The sequence below is a fragment of the Streptomyces sp. NBC_00102 genome (assembly GCF_026343115.1).
Lineage (GTDB): Bacteria > Actinomycetota > Actinomycetes > Streptomycetales > Streptomycetaceae > Streptomyces.
In genome coordinates, this window is the sequence record NZ_JAPEMC010000001.1 from 1135631 (window position 1) to 1151708 (window position 16078).

Annotated in this window: 13 protein-coding genes and 1 pseudogene; 3 read left to right on the forward strand and 11 right to left on the reverse strand. The window is 72.2% G+C overall.

The features are described 5' to 3' along the window. Positions 1-255: 255 nt before the first annotated feature. Positions 256-1443, forward strand: a complete 1188-nt coding sequence (locus OHA55_RS05080) for an IS110 family transposase (RefSeq protein ID WP_266703204.1) — start codon at positions 256-258, stop codon at positions 1441-1443. Between the two features lie 4 nt (positions 1444-1447). Here OHA55_RS05080 and OHA55_RS05085 read toward each other — a convergent pair whose 3' ends face one another. Further along, complete coding sequence (locus OHA55_RS05085) at positions 1448-1861, reverse strand: hypothetical protein (RefSeq protein WP_266710422.1); 414 nt, start codon at positions 1859-1861, stop codon at positions 1448-1450. A 98-nt stretch (positions 1862-1959) separates the two neighbouring features. Continuing rightward, on the reverse strand, positions 1960-2850 hold the full coding sequence (locus tag OHA55_RS05090) for an MHYT domain-containing protein (protein ID WP_266703206.1): 891 nt from the start codon (positions 2848-2850) through the stop codon (positions 1960-1962). 434 nt (positions 2851-3284) lie between these two features. Here OHA55_RS05090 and OHA55_RS05095 point away from each other — a divergent pair, with 434 nt between their 5' ends. Beyond that, positions 3285-3830, forward strand: coding sequence for a methylated-DNA--[protein]-cysteine S-methyltransferase (locus OHA55_RS05095; protein ID WP_266703208.1), 546 nt, complete (start codon positions 3285-3287; stop codon positions 3828-3830). Between the two features lie 43 nt (positions 3831-3873). On the opposite strand, the gene OHA55_RS05100 is transcribed toward OHA55_RS05095, so the two are convergent. Both OHA55_RS05100 and OHA55_RS05105 read right to left on the reverse strand, forming a co-directional pair. Next, positions 3874-4521, reverse strand: coding sequence for a uridine kinase (locus tag OHA55_RS05100; protein ID WP_266703209.1), 648 nt, complete (start codon positions 4519-4521; stop codon positions 3874-3876). 53 nt (positions 4522-4574) lie between these two features. Beyond that, positions 4575-5243: a helix-turn-helix domain-containing protein gene (locus tag OHA55_RS05105; RefSeq protein WP_266703211.1), complete on the reverse strand. Its 669-nt coding sequence runs from the start codon at positions 5241-5243 to the stop codon at positions 4575-4577. Between the two features lie 84 nt (positions 5244-5327). Here OHA55_RS05105 and OHA55_RS05110 point away from each other — a divergent pair, with 84 nt between their 5' ends. Beyond that, positions 5328-6539 (forward strand): pyridoxal phosphate-dependent aminotransferase, encoded by a 1212-nt coding sequence (locus OHA55_RS05110; RefSeq protein WP_266703213.1) that lies wholly within the window; start codon positions 5328-5330, stop codon positions 6537-6539. 296 nt (positions 6540-6835) lie between these two features. Here OHA55_RS05110 and OHA55_RS05115 read toward each other — a convergent pair whose 3' ends face one another. The 7 genes and pseudogenes from OHA55_RS05115 to OHA55_RS05145 all read right to left on the reverse strand — a co-directional run bounded on the left by OHA55_RS05115 (position 6836) and on the right by OHA55_RS05145 (position 15701). Beyond that, a complete protein-coding gene (locus OHA55_RS05115) occupies positions 6836-9082 on the reverse strand; it encodes an XRE family transcriptional regulator (protein WP_266703215.1) in 2247 nt (748 codons plus the stop codon). After that, positions 9075-9260, reverse strand: coding sequence for a hypothetical protein (locus tag OHA55_RS05120; RefSeq protein WP_266703217.1), 186 nt, complete (start codon positions 9258-9260; stop codon positions 9075-9077). Before OHA55_RS05120 ends, OHA55_RS05115 begins: the two co-directional genes overlap by 8 nt. Positions 9261-9365: 105 nt before the next feature. Next, complete coding sequence (locus OHA55_RS05125) at positions 9366-10001, reverse strand: TMEM175 family protein (protein WP_266703219.1); 636 nt, start codon at positions 9999-10001, stop codon at positions 9366-9368. 431 nt (positions 10002-10432) lie between these two features. Next, positions 10433-10519 (reverse strand): annotated as a pseudogene (locus tag OHA55_RS05130). Positions 10520-10553: 34 nt separating this feature from the next. Continuing rightward, positions 10554-11285, reverse strand: coding sequence for a hypothetical protein (locus OHA55_RS05135; RefSeq protein WP_266703221.1), 732 nt, complete (start codon positions 11283-11285; stop codon positions 10554-10556). A 94-nt stretch (positions 11286-11379) separates the two neighbouring features. Further along, positions 11380-12615 carry an SWIM zinc finger family protein gene (locus OHA55_RS05140; protein WP_266710423.1) on the reverse strand — a complete coding sequence of 412 codons (1236 nt, stop codon included), beginning with the start codon at positions 12613-12615 and terminating at the stop codon, positions 11380-11382. A gap of 128 nt (positions 12616-12743) precedes the next feature. After that, on the reverse strand, positions 12744-15701 hold the full coding sequence (locus OHA55_RS05145) for a DEAD/DEAH box helicase (RefSeq protein ID WP_266703223.1): 2958 nt from the start codon (positions 15699-15701) through the stop codon (positions 12744-12746). Positions 15702-16078 lie beyond the last annotated feature (377 nt).

Genomic DNA, 16078 nt, shown 5'->3' on the forward strand with positions numbered 1-16078 from the left:
CCCACTGACATTGATGCTGATACTCAGGTTCCGGTGGTCGTGGCTCTGCCACTGACTGACGCCCTGCTGGGCTGTCCTCAAGTTGTTCTGTCCGGCCGCCGGAACCTGTTCTCATGGCTCCGGCCGGGCGGAACATGACCTGATAGGAGCTTGGTCAGAAGCCCCCTTCAATGTCCTGTCTGCGCCACCCGGCCGGCGCCCACCTCCGGTTGGGAAGGCACTATCAGCATGACATCAGAGGTCGCAGAGGAGACTGTGGACCAGGCTGTGTTCGGCGGGGTCGACTCCCATGCCGACACCGTGCATGTCGCGGTTGTCAGCGACAACGGCGGGCACCTCGCCGATGCCGAGTTCGCCACCACGGCCGCCGGATACGCGGCGGCCCTGGCGTTCCTGGACGCCCATGGCCATGTGAGGGCGATCGGTGTGGAGGGCACTGCCTCCTACGGTGCCGGATTCACCCGTGCCGCCCGCTCACGCGGGCACCGGGTCGTCGAGGTCAACCGGCCCGACCGGGCCGAACGCCGCCGGATCGGCAAGTCCGACCCCATCGATGCTTACGCCGCCGCGCGAGCCGCACTGTCCGGACGGGCTTCCAGCGCGCCCAAGGACGACACCGTCACCGGCATACGGGCCATGCACAACACCGCCCGCTCCGCTGTCAAAGCCCGCACCGCCGCCCTGAACCAGATCACCCACATCCTCATCACCGCCCCCGAGGACATCCGCGCCCGATACGGACAGCTCAAAGGGAATGCCCGCACCGACGCCCTGGCCCGGTTGCGACCGGCCGGAGACGCGGTCCACATTGCGGTCCTCACCGCGCTGAAGAGCCTCGCCCGACGCGTCAACGGACTTGCCGCGGAGCACGAGGCTCTCACCAAGGCGCTGGACAGCGAGGTCACCGCGCACAACCCCGGGCTGCGGGCTGCTTACGGAGTCGGCCCCGACACTGCTGCCCAACTGCTGATCACGGCCGGAGGCAACCCCGAACGCATGCGGACCGAGTCCTCCTTCGCAGCCCTCTGCGGAGCCGCGCCGGTCCCCGCCTCCAGCGGCCGGACCAACCGTCACCGCCTCTCGCGAGGCGGTGACCGGGCAGCCAACGCCGCCCTCTACCGAATCGCCCTCGTCCGCATGTCCAGCGATTCCCGCACCCGCGAGTACGTGGTCCGCCAGACCGCCGCCGGCCGCACGAAGAAGGAGATCATCCGGCTCCTGAAACGGGCCATCGCCCGGGAGATGTTCCGTTGCCTCACCACTACGGTCACCGTTCCCGGCATCGCCGACCTGCGACCCCTGCGGCAGTCCAAGAACATCACCCTCACCACCGCGGCAAGCCACTTCGGCCTCTGGCCGGCCACCATCTCCACTCTCGAACGGGGAATCCGCCGGGACGACGACCTGGCCAGCACCTACCGGGACTGGCTCCAAGCAGCATGAGTCCTCAGAGAACGTCCGACCCCCGGGGCCACTGAAGGCCCTCAGGGGAAAACTTCGGCGGCCGGCCGGCCCGCACGAAGTCGCGGTACTCGTCCTGGACGACGTTCTCGTTGACCCACCGCCCCCGCTCGGCTCCAGTGCGATCTTCGGCAATGATCAGCGCGGCCAGCGGGTCCTCAGCCATGCCCAGGAACCGGCCGAACTCGTCGGCCTCCTCATCAGGATCGAGCGGCGGGAACTCGCCCAGGTCCAGGAAACTCTCACTGCCGACGTCCTCGACCGCGTGGAGATAGACCTCATAGGACGCCTTCGCCGGACGAACCTCTACATAGCGCACGCCGGGACGCTCGGCCGAACTCCACGGCCCAAGGAACTGCTCAACCGCGTGACCCCGCCGCAATGACCCGAGGATGAACACTTCCGCCAAGTACCGCACCCGGCCACCATACGGCGCAACGACCCGCCTCAGGCCCCTCGAAAGACTTGACGACCAATAGGAGCATCAACGGCGGCCGGTCAGCGGCAGCGGGACCTGCGGGCGCTGTCGAAGGCCGGCGCGGTGGCGGAGTCGGACCGGCGCCGGACCGGGAGGGTGCCCGGGGATCCGTCGGTGGGGCGGGTCGTGCCGTTCCGGCCCGGGTCGCCCCCCACGACCAGCGGATCGAACAGCACGATCACCCCGGCGAGCAGCAGGAAGGCCAGCGGCCCGACGAGGAGGGGGACCAGGATCGAGCCGACGGTCTCGCCCCCGGCCTCTCCGGCGGCGCCGGGGTGGAGATGGACCCGGAGCGCGGCCATGCCCGTGTAGTGCATCCCGCTCACGGCGGCGCCCATGACGACGCCGGCACCGAGGCTCGGCAGGAAGCCGTGGAGCGAGACCGCGGCCCAGAGCGCGACGGTCGCGGCGACCACGGCGATGAGGACGGAGAGGGTCACGGTGGCCGTCGAGTACGCGAACCGCCCCTGGAAGTCCATGGCCGCCATGCCGAGGTAGTGCATGGAGGCGACCCCGAGGCCGGTGATGGTGCCGCCGGTGACCAGGGCCAGCGGAGTCGCGCCCCGGTAACCCACGATGAAGATGCCGATACCGACCATGACGATCGCCACGGCGAGGCTCGCGAACATCAGCGGCAGGTCGTACCGGATCGTGGCGCCGCCGATGCGGAACCCCATCATCGCGATGAAGTGCATGGTCCAGATGCCGGAGCCGATGGACGTGGCGCCGAGCGCGAGCCATCCGGCCCGGTGCGGGCGGCGGTCGGGATTCGGCCCCGCGGGGAGGGACCGGGCGCCGCGGACGGACCGGACGGTGCAGCGCAGCCCGAGCGCGGCGCCGAGGCAGGCCATGAGGAAAGCCGCGACCGGGGTCACGAGGCCGTAGGAGAAGCCGTCGACTGTGCCCTGCATGCTGGATACGCCCTTCAGGAAAACGCGGTGCTGGTGGTGCTCTGCCGGTCGGCGGGCGGGTCTGGGCCCGTGGCTCCCGTCGACCGGGGGAAGCCGCCCGTCGCGGACGGGTGCCGCTCGGTCGAAGGATCGGGACGCGCGGGTCCCGGCGGGGTCTCCGCGGGGGCGGAGTTCCGCCGGAAACCGGGAGCCCCGGCAAGCGAACACAAGGGCGGCATTTTATCGCCCGAGAACTGGAGCGGTGGAGAAAAGGCCCCCCATGATCCGGTCCTCACCACTTCTCCCCCGGGTGAGTGCGACCGTCACAATCCTGCGACTCGGCGCGCACCGTCGGGCCCGGAAACCGGGGCGGGCGAGAGACGTGCCGGCTTCGGACACCGGTGCAGGCCGTCCGGACGGGCACCGGTGTCGGTGGCGGGCTCTACCGTGTCGGTATGACGAACGGCGCACCTTCCGTGGAGTGGTCCGTCGTGGCGAGCCCCATCGGCCCCCTGATGCTCGCGGCGACCGGCACCGGTCTGGTCTCCGTGTCCTTCCACGCCCGGCCGCCGGTGCGGGAGCGGACGCTGGCGATGCTGCGGGACCGGCTCGGCGCGGAGCCGGTGGAGTACGGCGGTTCCGCGGTGCTCACCGAGGCGGGACGCCTGCTCGACGCGTACTTCGACGGCACCGTGAAGACGTTCGACCTTCCACTGGACTGGTCGCTGACCTCGGGCTTCCACCGCCGGGTCCTCCAGGAGTTGGCCACCGGCGTTCCGTACGGCACGCTCGTCGGTTACGGCGAGCTCGCAGCCCGGGTGGGGCGGCCGGACGGGGCGCAGGCGGTGGGGGCGGCCATGGGGGCCAATCCGCTGCCGGTCGTCGTGCCGTGCCACCGGGTGGTGGAGAGCGGCGGCGGGCTCGGGGGGTTCGGCGGCGGGCTGGAGACGAAGCGGCGGCTGCTGGAGCTGGAGGGCGTGCTGCCCCGGCCGCTCTTCTGACCCGGCGGTCGTGGCCGCCACGACCGCGGCCGGGGCCCGGGGGTCACTCCTTCTCACGGAACCCGGTCCACGCCGGGTGGCGGGGGTCGTCCGCGCGGACCACGGCGTCGGCCAGGTCGGCGGGGGCGGTCTCGTCCTCGTACCGGGCGAAGGCGGGCAGGGTCCACCGCTCCCGCTCGTCCGTGCGCCGTCGCAACGCGCCGGGCGAGAGCCGGACATGGACCGAGAGGTCGAACGGGTACCACTGCCCCAGCAGCAACGGCCCGTGCAGCACCAGCACTCCGCCTTCGGGGAGGTGGTGGTAAGGGCTGCGGGTGGCCCGGTCGGTGACGGGATCCCAGAGGTCGGGCAGGACCCGTCCGCTGCCGCCCGCTTCGAGCGGCCCGAACACCTCGCGCCAGAGCGCGCCGGTGTCGAACCAGCCCCGCGCGTACGAGTCGGGGTCCTGTTTTCCGTACTCGTACCGCAGGCTCGCCGGGCGCAGGAAGCCCTCGGCAGGGACGACGAGTACGGCGCGTCCGCGCAGTCGCAGGGCCTCGGCGAGGCTTTCGGCCAGGGGGCCGGTGCCCGCGGCGCGGGCGCCGTCGACGCCGATCCTGAGCCAGGGCCCGCCGCCGTCCGGGGTCAGCCCGTCGGCGTGCACGGCGAGGACGTCGGCCAGCCGGTCCCAGGTGATCGCTTCGAGTCGCACCGGTTCATCATCCACCGGGCGCATCGGCCGGGGGCGGGGGGCCGGGGGGCAGCTCAGCCGCCGCGCAGTTCCGTGGCGAGCGGGCTCTCGCCGCACACCTCGATCCGGCCGTCCTTCACCGCCTGCCCGAAGGTGACCTCGTCCCGGCCCATGGCAAGGCAGAGTTCGGCGTCCAGGACGATACGGGCGTCGGCGCGGGGGTCGGCGCCGTAGCCGTAGACCTCCTCGCCGGGCGGCACGGAGCCCGTGCGTACGTGGAACTCACCCTCGTCCAGGTGCACTTCGACCACACCGGAGTGGGCGGTCGCGGCCAGGGAGCGGCGCAGCGGGAGGGCGAACCAGTGGGCGCGGACGGCGTCGGTGGGGCGGCGTTCCTCCAGGGCGGGCGCGCCCCACCGCGCGAGGGCGGTGAGCACGGGCAGCAGTTCCCTGCCCCGGGTGGTGAGTTCGTAGACGGAGGCGGCCGCCGGGGGCGGCAGCTTGCGGCGCAGCGCGAGTCCGCCCTGCTCCATGTCCTTGAGACGGGAGGCGAGGACGTCCGTGCTGACCCCCGGCAGGTCCGCGTGCAGATCGGTGTAGCGGCGCGGTCCGGCCAGCAGTTCACGGACGATCAGCAGGGTCCACCGGTCCCCGACGGAGTCCAGGGCTCGGGCGGTGGCGCAGAACTGGTCGTAACTGCGACGGCGTACGGGGCGCGCTGCTGGCTGCTGCTGACGTGGCATACGACGCAGTCTAGACATGTTGTTGGACTTTCCAAGGTCCGGCTTGGTAAAACCAAGTATCGCAATCGGCAGGGGAGGAACCGCATGGAGTTCCGGCAGTCCAGCAAGCTCGACGAGGTCTGTTACGAGATCCGAGGCCCGGTCATCGAGCAGGCGAACGCACTGGAGGAGGCGGGCCACAGCGTGCTCCGCCTCAACACCGGCAACCCCGCGCTGTTCGGCTTCGAGGCGCCCGAGGAGATCGTCCAGGACATGATCCGGATGCTCCCCCAGGCGCACGGCTACACCGATTCGCGCGGCATCCTCTCCGCCCGCCGCGCGGTGGCCCAGCGCTACCAGGCGATGGGTCTGCCGGACGTCGACGTGGACGACATCTTCCTCGGCAACGGCGTCTCCGAGCTGATCTCCATGGCCGTCCAGGCGTTCCTGGAGGACGGCGACGAGGTGCTCGTACCGAGCCCCGACTACCCGCTCTGGACGGCGGTGATCACCCTCGCGGGCGGCAAGGCCGTCCACTACACCTGCGACGAGCAGTCGGACTGGAACCCGGACCTCGCCGACATGGCCTCGAAGATCACCGACCGCACCAGGGCCGTGGTGATCATCAACCCCAACAACCCCACCGGCGCGGTCTATTCGAAGGAGACCCTGGAGGGCATCCTCGATCTGGCCCGCCGCCACGGGCTGCTGGTCTACGCCGACGAGATCTACGACCAGATCCTCTACGACGACGCCGTGCACCACCCGGTCGCGTCCCTCGCCCCGGACCTGCTCACCCTCACCTTCAGCGGGCTGTCGAAGACGTACCGGGTCGCCGGGTTCCGCTCGGGCTGGCTGGTGGTCTCGGGTCCGCAGGATCACGCGCGGGGCTACCTCGAAGGCCTCACCACACTGGCCTCCATGCGGCTGTGCGCCAACGCCCCCGCGCAGTACGCCATCCAGGCCGCGCTCGGCGGCCGGCAGACGATCCGGGAACTCGTAGCCCCGGGCGGCCGGCTGCACGAGCAGCGCGACCGGGCCTGGCAGAAGCTGAACGAGATCCCCGGGGTGTCCTGCGTGAAGCCGAAGGGGGCGCTCTACGCGTTCCCGCGGATCGACCCGAAGGTGCACGACATCGTCGACGACGAACGGTTCGTGCTCGATCTGCTGCTGCGGGAGAAGATCCAGGTGGTGCAGGGCACCGGTTTCAACTGGCCCCGGCCCGACCACTTCCGCATCCTGACGCTGCCGCACGCCGACGACCTCGACGCCGCCATCAGCCGCATCGGGCGCTTCCTGGAGGGGTACCGGCAGTGAACCGGGGTCCCTCCCCGGCTCTTCGCGCCCTGGCCCTTCCCGTCCCCCGGCTCTCCCGCAGCCCCGGGCTCCTCGCACCTCGGAAAGCGTCGGGAGACCGATCGCTTGGGTTTTGCCGGTGTCGGCTCCGTATCGAGAGCATGGACGGCCTCCATCCGGACGAGCGCATCCCCTCTTGCCCGGCGCGGTCGAGCGATCGCCTGCACCACGTCACGGGACACGACCCGTCCGTCCCGTCCGACGTACAGTGCCGCGTCCCGTCGAGTCGGTACTCCGTGCTCCCGTGACTCGGCCCGTCACTGTCCGGCGGGCAAGGAGGCCAGGAGCGTCTGCGCGATCGCCAGGTCGTGGCTCTTGGCCGTCTCGCCGAAGGAAAGGATTCGGCGCAAGCCGGCGCGGGCTTCCTCCGTCTCTCCGAGTTTGACCAGCACCTCCGCGAGGTCCAGGAGGATGCTGCTCTCGGCGTAGGGGATGCCGACGCGCTGCACGTGGAGCAGGCCGCTTCGAAATTGCTCGGCGGCCTCGCGCCACCGTCCCAGGGCGGCGTAGTCGCGGCCGAGCCCGCTGATCGTCCTGGCGCGGACGTGAGCGGCGATGTCCTGGCGCATCGGGGAGTCGGGTGCGTCCAGGAGGGCGATGAGAGGATCGTGCAGGGCCATGCTTTCCTCGACGCGGCCCATGTCGCGCAGGGCGGCCCGGTAGGACTGCATGGCGACCAGCCAGTTCTTGTGGTCGCCTGCGCCTTCCGACAGCTCCATGGCGGCGCGCGATTTTTCCATGAACGCCTGGAACTCACCGAGTTGTTTGTGCGGTGACGTCGCCATGAGCAGGGCCCAGGCCTGCTGTGAGGTGTCCCCGGCTCTACGGGCACACTCCAGTGCCTGATCGGCGCGGTCGATGGCCTCCCGATACCTGCCCTCGTACCCCAGTGTCCAGGCATAGTTGCTGAGATGGGATGCCTGCCTGCCGGGGTCCCCGAGTGCGGTGGCGGCCTCGCTGGACAGACGGTAGACCTCACTCCAGAGGCGCCAGCCGTCCCAGCCACCGCCGAGAACCTCCAGAGCCTCGGCGGTCTCCGCGACGCGGACGTGCTCGCCGCGCGCGGCAGCGCCCTGCAGGGCGGCGAACCAGGCGGCACTCTCACTCACGAGCCAGTTCCGGGCCTGCTCGGCGTTCTCCGACAGGACCAGTCCCTGACCGGCGGACGATGGCGGCCGCTGCCCGTCCTTGAACCGGAGACCAGCCGTCGTGGCGGTGTCCAACAGCCAGTCCCTCAACCGCGCCTCTGCCGCGTCGCGCTCCGCGACCCCTTCCTCCCGCAGCCGGGCGCGCGCGAACAGCCTGAGCAGATCGTGCAGTTGATAGCGGCCCGTGAAGGTGGCCTGGAGCAGTCCGGCCTCCACGAGTTCCGCCATCACGTCCTCGGCGTCGAACACCGCGGTACGGCTCAGAGCGGCGCCGTAAGCGGCAGTCATGTCCGGACTCGGGACCACGCTCAGCAGCCGGAGCATCCTGGCCGCCTGCCCGGTCAGCTGCCGGTAGGACAGTTCGAACGCCGCCTCCACCCGCACGTCGCCCGCGGTCAGCGCCCCCAGGGCGCGCTCCTCGTCGGACAACCGATGCACCAGATGGCCAACGCTCCACCCGGAACGCACCGTGAGCCAATTGCCCGCCACCCGCAAGGCCAACGGAAGCCGCCCGCACAGTTCCGCCACCTCGGCCACGGCCCCGGCTTCGGCCCGCTGGGTCCCCAGGATCCGGCGCAGCAACTCCACCGCCTCCTCCTGCGCCAGCCCCGACAGCGCGAGCCGGTCCACGTCTTCCAGGCCCGACAGCGGTCGCCGACTCGTCACCAGTACGAGACTGTGCCCACCGGCAGGCAGCAGTGGCCGCACCTGCCCCTCGTCACGGGCGTTGTCCAACACCACCAGACACCGGCGGTCGCCCAACAGCGACCGCAGCAACCCGGCCCGGCCCGACGCGTCCAACTGCGCCAACTGGTACTCGGTCACCCCGAGGGACTTCAGGAGTCTCAGCAGGGCCTCGCCCGAATCCATCGGGCTCTCCACCCCGTGCAGATCCACCACGAAGCAGCCGTCGGGAAACGCGTCCGCCAGGTCCGCCGCCGCCTTCAACGCCAGCGTCGTCTTCCCGCACCCCGGAGGACCGGACACCACGTACACCGACACCCCGGCACCGGCGACCGCCCGCCCCGCGGCGTCTCTCAACCGGGACATCTCCGCCTCACGTCCCGAGAAGTCCCCCACCGATCTCGGCAGCGCCGTCCCCGCGGCGGCCACCGACTGCTCCGGACGTACCGACACGGCCGCGGCGAGCAGCGCCTCGCGATCCGCGTCCGTCAGCGCCAGTCCCTCCGCAAGTGCCGCCACCGTACGTCGTCGTGGTGCCCGGCTGCGCAGACGCTCCATATCGCTGATCGCCCGAACACTCACCCCCGACGCCTCGGCCAGCCCCTCGATCGTCAGAAGACGCTTCTGCCGAAAACCGCGCAGAACAAGCCCGAACGGCATCTCTTCAGCCACGGTGCTCCCCCAGGACCGGATCCCGCCCGGTGATCCCGATGACAGCGTCGAGGCCGGGAACGACGTCGTACAGGTTCTTGCCATCCGCCCGTGCGGCTTCCGGGGCCTTCGGATCCTCAGACATGAAAGAGATCTTCTCAAGGATCACGGGGGCTGACAGCGGCGCGACGACCGTCACGCCGCAGCGGGCACCCCGGATCGGTGGGAGGCTCCTCGTTCGGGACGGTAAAAAGTTCGGCGCAACTTCCGATCGCGACTCCTGGAGTCCGCCCCCAACACCCTCTCAGGCAGGGTGGAATCTGCGCACCAGGCCCCTGAGCGGGATGTCGGCGAGCCAGAACCAGATGGCCGCGAAGGGGTGCCAGGCGAAAGCGAGGGGGACCGACAGGGCGAAGACCAGCGCCCTCGCCCCCAGGTCGACGGAGACCGACCGGGCGGAGGCTGCCGCCGCACCGCCCTCCGCCCGGCCGGCACCCGGTGTCCACCGGCCGGGCCGTCCCGTCCTGAGCACCGCCAGACCGAGCAGGTTGGTGACGGCGACGGTGCCGGCGTAGACCGCGACCGCGAGCGGTTCGGAGGCGTATTCGGAGAGCAGCGACGTCGGGAAGGGGAGGAAGGCGACGGCCCCCAGCCAGGCGAGCGCGAATCGGAGCGGGGGCCCCTCGAACCGGGGCACGAGAGCCAGGATGCGCCGGTGGTCGCGCCAGAAGCCCGCGAGGATGACGAAACTGAGCGCGTAGGCGCCGATGTCGGGCAACGCGTCCTGGACGGCGTCCCGGAACCGGGCGTCGTCCAGGCCACGGGGCACCCGGATGTCGAGCACCAGCAGAGTCATGGCGATCGCGAAGATCCCGTCCGACAGGGCGGTCAGCCGGTCAGCGGTCCTCGCGCCGTCCGCCCGTGCCCGCTCGTCGCTCACCGGGTCAGCTTCCCCGGGCAGCGGGGCGGCCTCGCGGATTACTCCGACGGCGGGCGGGCCGTGGCATACCCGCACTCCGGCGGCCCGCTCCCCGGGAGAACGGGAGCGGGCCCGGAGGCGTAGCCGGCCTCCGGGCCCTGTGGGTGCCGCCTTCGTCGCACGCCGGCACGTTTAAGGACCGGGGTCAGTCATGATGTCGTCGCGTCCTGCCTTTGGACCACCACAGATCGAGCTCTGCGGACCAGATTCGAACTGGCATTTCGACGTCGCTGTGCCCCGGACCGGTCGATCCGGCGATCGGCGGCCCATGCTGAGTCTGGAGCAAGAGTCTGAGATTGATCGCGGTCTGCCTCTGCCGGTTGGGCCACTCCGGCGGGGAGCTGGTGCGTGCCGGGTGCGCCCCGCCGTCGGGCGGGGAGACGCTCGGCAAGTGCCGGAGGGAGGACTCGAACCTCCACTGGAACCGCGTCCGTCACGACAAGCCTCAGTTTCAGCTTGCGCTCCTCGCGCACCCCGGCCGCGATCAGTGGTGGCCGGGGAATCCATGGTCGGTCACCCGAAGAGGTAACCGAATACCGCGTCACCCACCCTCTGGTCGGTGACCTCGGCCGCGTTGGCCTCCTCACGGGCGTACTTCACGGCCTGCTGGAGCTTCTCCACCCGCTCCGTCAGCTCGCGCACCCGGCGGGCGGGGAGGGCGCCGGAGAACTTCACCGTCGTCCAGTAACCGATCGGCACGTCCTCGTAGTACACCTCGACCTGCGCCGGGTGCTTCTCGGTGGCCTCCGCCTTCACGTGGTTGCGGGGCACCTTCTTCGTACGGAGGGTGCGCACCGGCTCGGTCTTCCACGCGTCGGCCGAGGGGTCCTGTGCCCACGCCTCGGAAGCGTCCAGCACCGGCAGCTTGCGGACGAAGGTGCCGATGTCGGTGAGCTGCTTCTCCAGGAAGAGGAGGTAGGAGACCGGGGCGTCCGCCACGAGTACCCGGCCGTCGACCGTGACGTCCGCGCGGGCCGCGCAGTTCGCCCAGTCCTTGGTGGCGGTCACGTCGAAGAGGCGGGTCAGCGCGGCCGCGGTGTCCCGCAGTACGTCCTCGGCCTTGACCTGCACCAGCGTCGACTCGGGCGGCAACTGCTCGCCCTCCTCGTCCTTCGGCTGGTACGTACGGGAGAGCCCGGCCAGCAACCCGGGCTTCTGGAGGCCGTGATGGGCCGCCGTGAGGTCCTGGTGGGCCTTGGACTTGACGCCCTTCTCGACTGCGATGATCTGATTGAGTTTCGCCACGTCCGGAAAGTTAACACCGGCAACAGGGGCGTCTCCAGGGGTTTTTCGCCCGGCCGGCGCCGGAACACCTCCCCTGGCACGGCCCGGTGACGGGTCAGCGGCCGAGCAGCGCCAGCAGGACGTCCACCGGATCGGTGCCCGGCATGGCGCGGGGCCACCAGTCCTCGGTGCCGGGGTCGGCCTCGTAGCCGTACCAGAGGCTGTCCCGGCCGAAACGGAGCTGGAGCGTGCCACCGGGGTGGGTGAGGTGGTTGCGCCAGGGCTGGAAGCGGGGGAAGTCTGCGGCCGCCAGGCCCGGGCGGGCCCGGTCGAAGGGGCCGGCCGGCGGGTCCCAGGGGGTTTCCAGCACGGCGAGGCCCTCCGCGCCGCCCTGCCGCCAGGCGGCCACGGCGCGGGCGAGGTCGGTGGTGTTGCGGCCGGTGGCGTACGCGAGCTCGCGGTACAGGGCCCGGGTGGTGGCGGTGAGCCCGGCGGTGGGTCCGGCGGCGGCCAGCCGTACGGCGTCCTGCCAGGTGCTCAGTCCGGCGAGCGGGTCGCGGCCGGTGGTGAGGATCGCGTGGGCGCGGGCCGCCGCGTCGGTGGCCAGCTGGTCCAGCGCCAACGGGTCTCGGGCTCCCGGGAGTTCGGGGTAGGAAGGCGGCCTGCCGGGAAGGGCGGGCACGGGCAGCGGGGGTGGCAGCGGCGGCAGGTAGCGCTCGGCGAGCGCTTCCCGGGCGGCCACGGAAGGGGCTTCGGGTGCCTCGGGGCGCTCGCGGGCGGCGTGCTCGGCGTTGCGCCGGGCGAGCTCGTCCAGGAGTTCGCGTTCACCGCGGCCGCGCAGGAGCAGCAGGACGAACGGATCGCTGTCCAGCAGCCGGGCCGTCTGGTAGCAGAGCGCCGCGACGTGTTTGCAGGGCAGAGCCCGGTCGGGGCAGGAACAGCTCGGGTCGAGGTCGTCGACACCCGGCAGCAGCCGGACCCCCGCGCCCTCGGCGGTGTCGACCAGGGCGTGCGGCATGGTCCGGGCCAACAGTGCGGAGAAGTGCCCGGGGCGGGCGGCCACCGCGTCCAGCAGGGTGTCCCAGCCGCTCTCGGTGAAGACGCGGAGGCGGATCTCCGCACGGTACGGGCGGGGCCTGCTGCCGTGCACGTACGCGACGACCCGGCCCGGGGTGACGGTGATCGCGGCGACGTGCCCCGAGTCCGCGTACGCGCGCCCCCGGGCGAGGCGCCCCTCGTCCAGCGAGATCCCTTCGAGGGCGTCCACCCAGGCCCGGCCCCACCAGCTGTCGGCGAAGGGCTCGCCCTCGGCGGACGTACGGGCCGGGACCGCCTCGAAGGTACGGCGCAGACCGTCCGGGCCCGGCCGGGCGACGGGCGCGCGGCTTCCGGCCCGGGCCGCGGGTGTACGGACGCCGCCGGGACCACCGCGGCCGCCGGCGGTACGCGCGCCCGGGGTGCGGGCTCCTTGGGCGGGGCTCACGCGGGCCTCCGGAGCGCGACGAGGTCGGCGAGGTCGCGGTCGCTGAGCTCGGTCAGCGCGCTCTCGCCGCTGTCGCCCAGCACCGCGTCGGCGAGGGCGCGCTTGGACTCCAGCAGCTCGCCGATGCGGTCCTCGACGGTGCCCTCGGCGATCAGACGGTGCACCTGCACGGGCTGTGTCTGCCCGATGCGGTACGCGCGGTCGGTGGCCTGCTCCTCCACCGCCGGGTTCCACCAGCGGTCGTAGTGCACGACGTGGGCGGCGCGGGTGAGGTTGAGACCGGTGCCGGCGGCCTTGAGGGAGAGCAGGAAGACGGGGACCTCGCCCTGCTGGAAGCGGTCCACCATGCGTTCGCGCTCGGCCACCGGGGTACCGCCGTGCAGCAGCTGCGAGGGGACCGCGCGGGCGGCGAGGTGGTCGGAGAGCAGCCGCGCCATCGAGACGTACTGGGTGAAGATCAGCACGGACCCGTCCTCGGCGAGGATGGTGTCGAGCAGCTCGTCGAGGAGGGCGAGCTTGCCGGAGCGCCCGTCCAGGCGCGGGGCGGGTTCCTTCAGATACTGGGCCGGGTGGTTGCAGATCTGTTTGAGGGAGCCGAGCAGCTTCATGATCAGGCCGCGCCGGGCGATCCCCTCCGAGGCTTCGATCCGCGCCATCGTCTCGCGGACCGCCGCCTCGTAGAGCGTGGCCTGCTCCCGGGTGAGGGAGACGGGGTGGTCGGTCTCCGTCTTGGGCGGGAGTTCGGGGGCGATGCCGGGGTCGGACTTCTTGCGGCGCAACAGGAAGGGGCGGACCAGCCGAGCGAGGCGTTCGACGGCCTCGTCGTTGCCCATGCCCGCGGCGGTCCCGGTGTTCTCGGCCGCCCGGGCGTGCCGGGAACGGAACGCCTTGAGGGGACCGAGCAGCCCCGGGGTGGTCCAGTCCAGGAGCGCCCAGAGCTCGGAGAGGTTGTTCTCCACCGGGGTGCCGGTCAGCGCCACCCGGGCAGGAGCGGGGATGGTCCGCAGCGCCTTGGCCGTCGAGGAGTGCGGGTTCTTGACGTGCTGCGCCTCGTCGGCGACGACCAGGCCCCAGCCGTGCGCGGCGAGCTGCTCCGCACCCGAGCGCATCGTGCCGTACGTGGTCAGCACGAATCCGGCCTCCTCGCCGGGGAGGGTGCGGTCCGTGCCGTGGAAACGGCGGACGGGCACGCCGGGGGCGAAGCGGTTGATCTCCCGGTGCCAGTTGCCCAGCAGGGAGGCGGGGCAGACCACCAGGGTCGGCGCCGGGTGGGCGCGGTGGAGGTGGAGCGCGATCACGGTGATCGTCTTGCCGAGGCCCATGTCGTCGGCGAGGCAGCCGCCGAGGCCGAGCGAGGTCATCCGGTCCAGCCAGGTCAGCCCGCGCAGCTGGTAGTCGCGGAGGGTGGCGTGCAGACCGGGCGGTGGCGGGAGCACGGTGTCCTCGTCGAGGATGCGGGCACGCAGGGCGGCGAGGGCACCGGTGGGTACGGCCTCCACCTGCTCGCCGTCGAGCTCGGCGCTGCCGGTGAGGGCCACGGCGAGGGCCTCGACGGGTGCGAGGAGACCCAGCTCCCGTTTGCGTGCCTTGCGGACCAGACCGGGGTCGACGACCACCCACTGGTCGCGCAGCCGCACCACCGGCCGGTGCGATTCGGCGAGGCGGTCCATCTCGGCCTCGGTCAGCGGCTCGTCGCCGAGCGAGAGCTGCCAGTCGAAGGCGAAGAGACGCTCCGCGTCGAAGAAGGAGGTTCCGTCGGTGGCCGACCCCGGGGCGGAGCGGACCACGGCGGACGCGGTGAGCGAGCGGGCGAGCTCGCGCGGCCAGTGGAGGCTGACGCCGAGGTCCGCGAGGCGGGCTCCGGCCGCGCCGAGCAGCTCGTACAGCTCGTCCTCGGTGAGGGCGAGCACGTCGGGGACGGGCTGGTCGAGCAGGCGCTCCAGCGGCGCCCACGCCCGGGCGGCCCGGCGCAGGGCGAGCACGGTGTCGACCCGGGAGCGCGGCCCGAACGGCTCGCCGGCGAGGCCGCCCCAGAGGGCCGCCGCGTCGGTGACCCGGGTGGGGTCGGCGAGGCTGTGCACCTGGACGACCGCCGCGGCGGCGTGGCGGACGGCGGGGTCGTCGGGGCCGCCGGACACGCCTTCGGGGGCATGGGTGTCCGAGCTGTCGAAGAGCTCGAAGGCGGACAGGTCGAGCCGGAGCGAGATCTGGACACCGGCGTCCAGCCCGGCTGCGACCTCCACGGCCCAGGCGGCGACGCCGGGAAGGTGTTGCGCGTCCCGGGCGGCGAACGGCGCCCCCGAGGCGAAGGCCGCGGCGGGGGTGCGGGGCAGGGTGTCGGCGACCGCGTCCAGGAAGGCTCCGACGAGGAACTCCGGATCGGCGAGGCGCAGCGGGGCCGTGTCGGGCAGCGGCACCGCGTACCCCTCGGGCGGCAGGGCCGCGGCGACGGCCCGCAGGTGGGCCACGTCCGTGGCGTCGCGGGGGCCGGCCCGCCAGGCGTCGTGGTCCTCCGGCGTCAGCCCGGGCAGCATCCGTCCGCGTGCCACGAGGTTGAGGGCGTGCAGGGCGGCCGCTCCCCAGCAGCGGGTGGACGGATGCGCGGAGGGCAGGTGTCTGGCCTCCGCGAGCAGCGGCACGGCGTCCGCGACCGGCAGCAGCAGGGCGGGCACCCGCCGGCGCCGGACTCCTTGCGTGCCGTGGGCGCGGACGACGGTGATCTCGGCGATGACCGGACCGTCACCGCCGCTCCGGGGCTCCTGCGGCTCCTCCGGGGAGGGCTCGGCTCCCCCGGTGCCGGGCAGTCGGCCCAGGTGGTCCGCCGGGTCCCAGCCGGTGTTTCCGGGGTCCCAGAAGGCGATCCGCCCGTCCCGGGGAAGGGGAGCGGGGAGGAAGACGGCGGCGCGCCGCAGCAGGCGGCCCGTACCGGTGTCGGCCAGGTCCCGCACTGCCATACCGCCCACCCCCTCGCGTTCCCGTCCGGGCGCTCCGGCGCCTCGTCCCGATGTCACCGCCGGTGTCGTCCCCGGCTCCGACGAGTCTAGGCGGGAGCTCTGACAGATCCGGACGCCGTGGCCATCGAACCAGGTCAGCGGGGTACGGGACGGGTTCGGCCAGGGCGCCCGACCGCCGATGAGCGGGCGGACCGGTCGTCGCGTCGTCGCGTCGTCGCGTCGCCCGTCGGCCATCGGCCGCACGTCGGCGAGAGGCCGCCCGGACCTCAGTTCCGAGCGGCCTCGTCCGTGGGTGATGCCGCTGTGAGGCGGCACCGCCGGTCCGGCACCTGTTCCGGCACATGTTCCGGCTCAGGACGGTCGCGGTGCCGGGTGAG

Excerpts from the sequence above, each read along its gene's own strand:
- OHA55_RS05090 (WP_266703206.1), bottom strand. The coding sequence starts at position 2,850 with ATGCAGGGCACAGTCGACGGCTTCTCCTACGGCCTCGTGACCCCGGTC.
- OHA55_RS05095 (WP_266703208.1), top strand. The coding sequence starts at position 3,285 with ATGACGAACGGCGCACCTTCCGTGGAGTGGTCCGTCGTGGCGAGCCCC.
- OHA55_RS05105 (WP_266703211.1), bottom strand. The coding sequence starts at position 5,243 with ATGCCACGTCAGCAGCAGCCAGCAGCGCGCCCCGTACGCCGTCGCAGT.
- OHA55_RS05110 (WP_266703213.1), top strand. The coding sequence starts at position 5,328 with ATGGAGTTCCGGCAGTCCAGCAAGCTCGACGAGGTCTGTTACGAGATC.
- OHA55_RS05145 (WP_266703223.1), bottom strand. The coding sequence starts at position 15,701 with ATGGCAGTGCGGGACCTGGCCGACACCGGTACGGGCCGCCTGCTGCGG.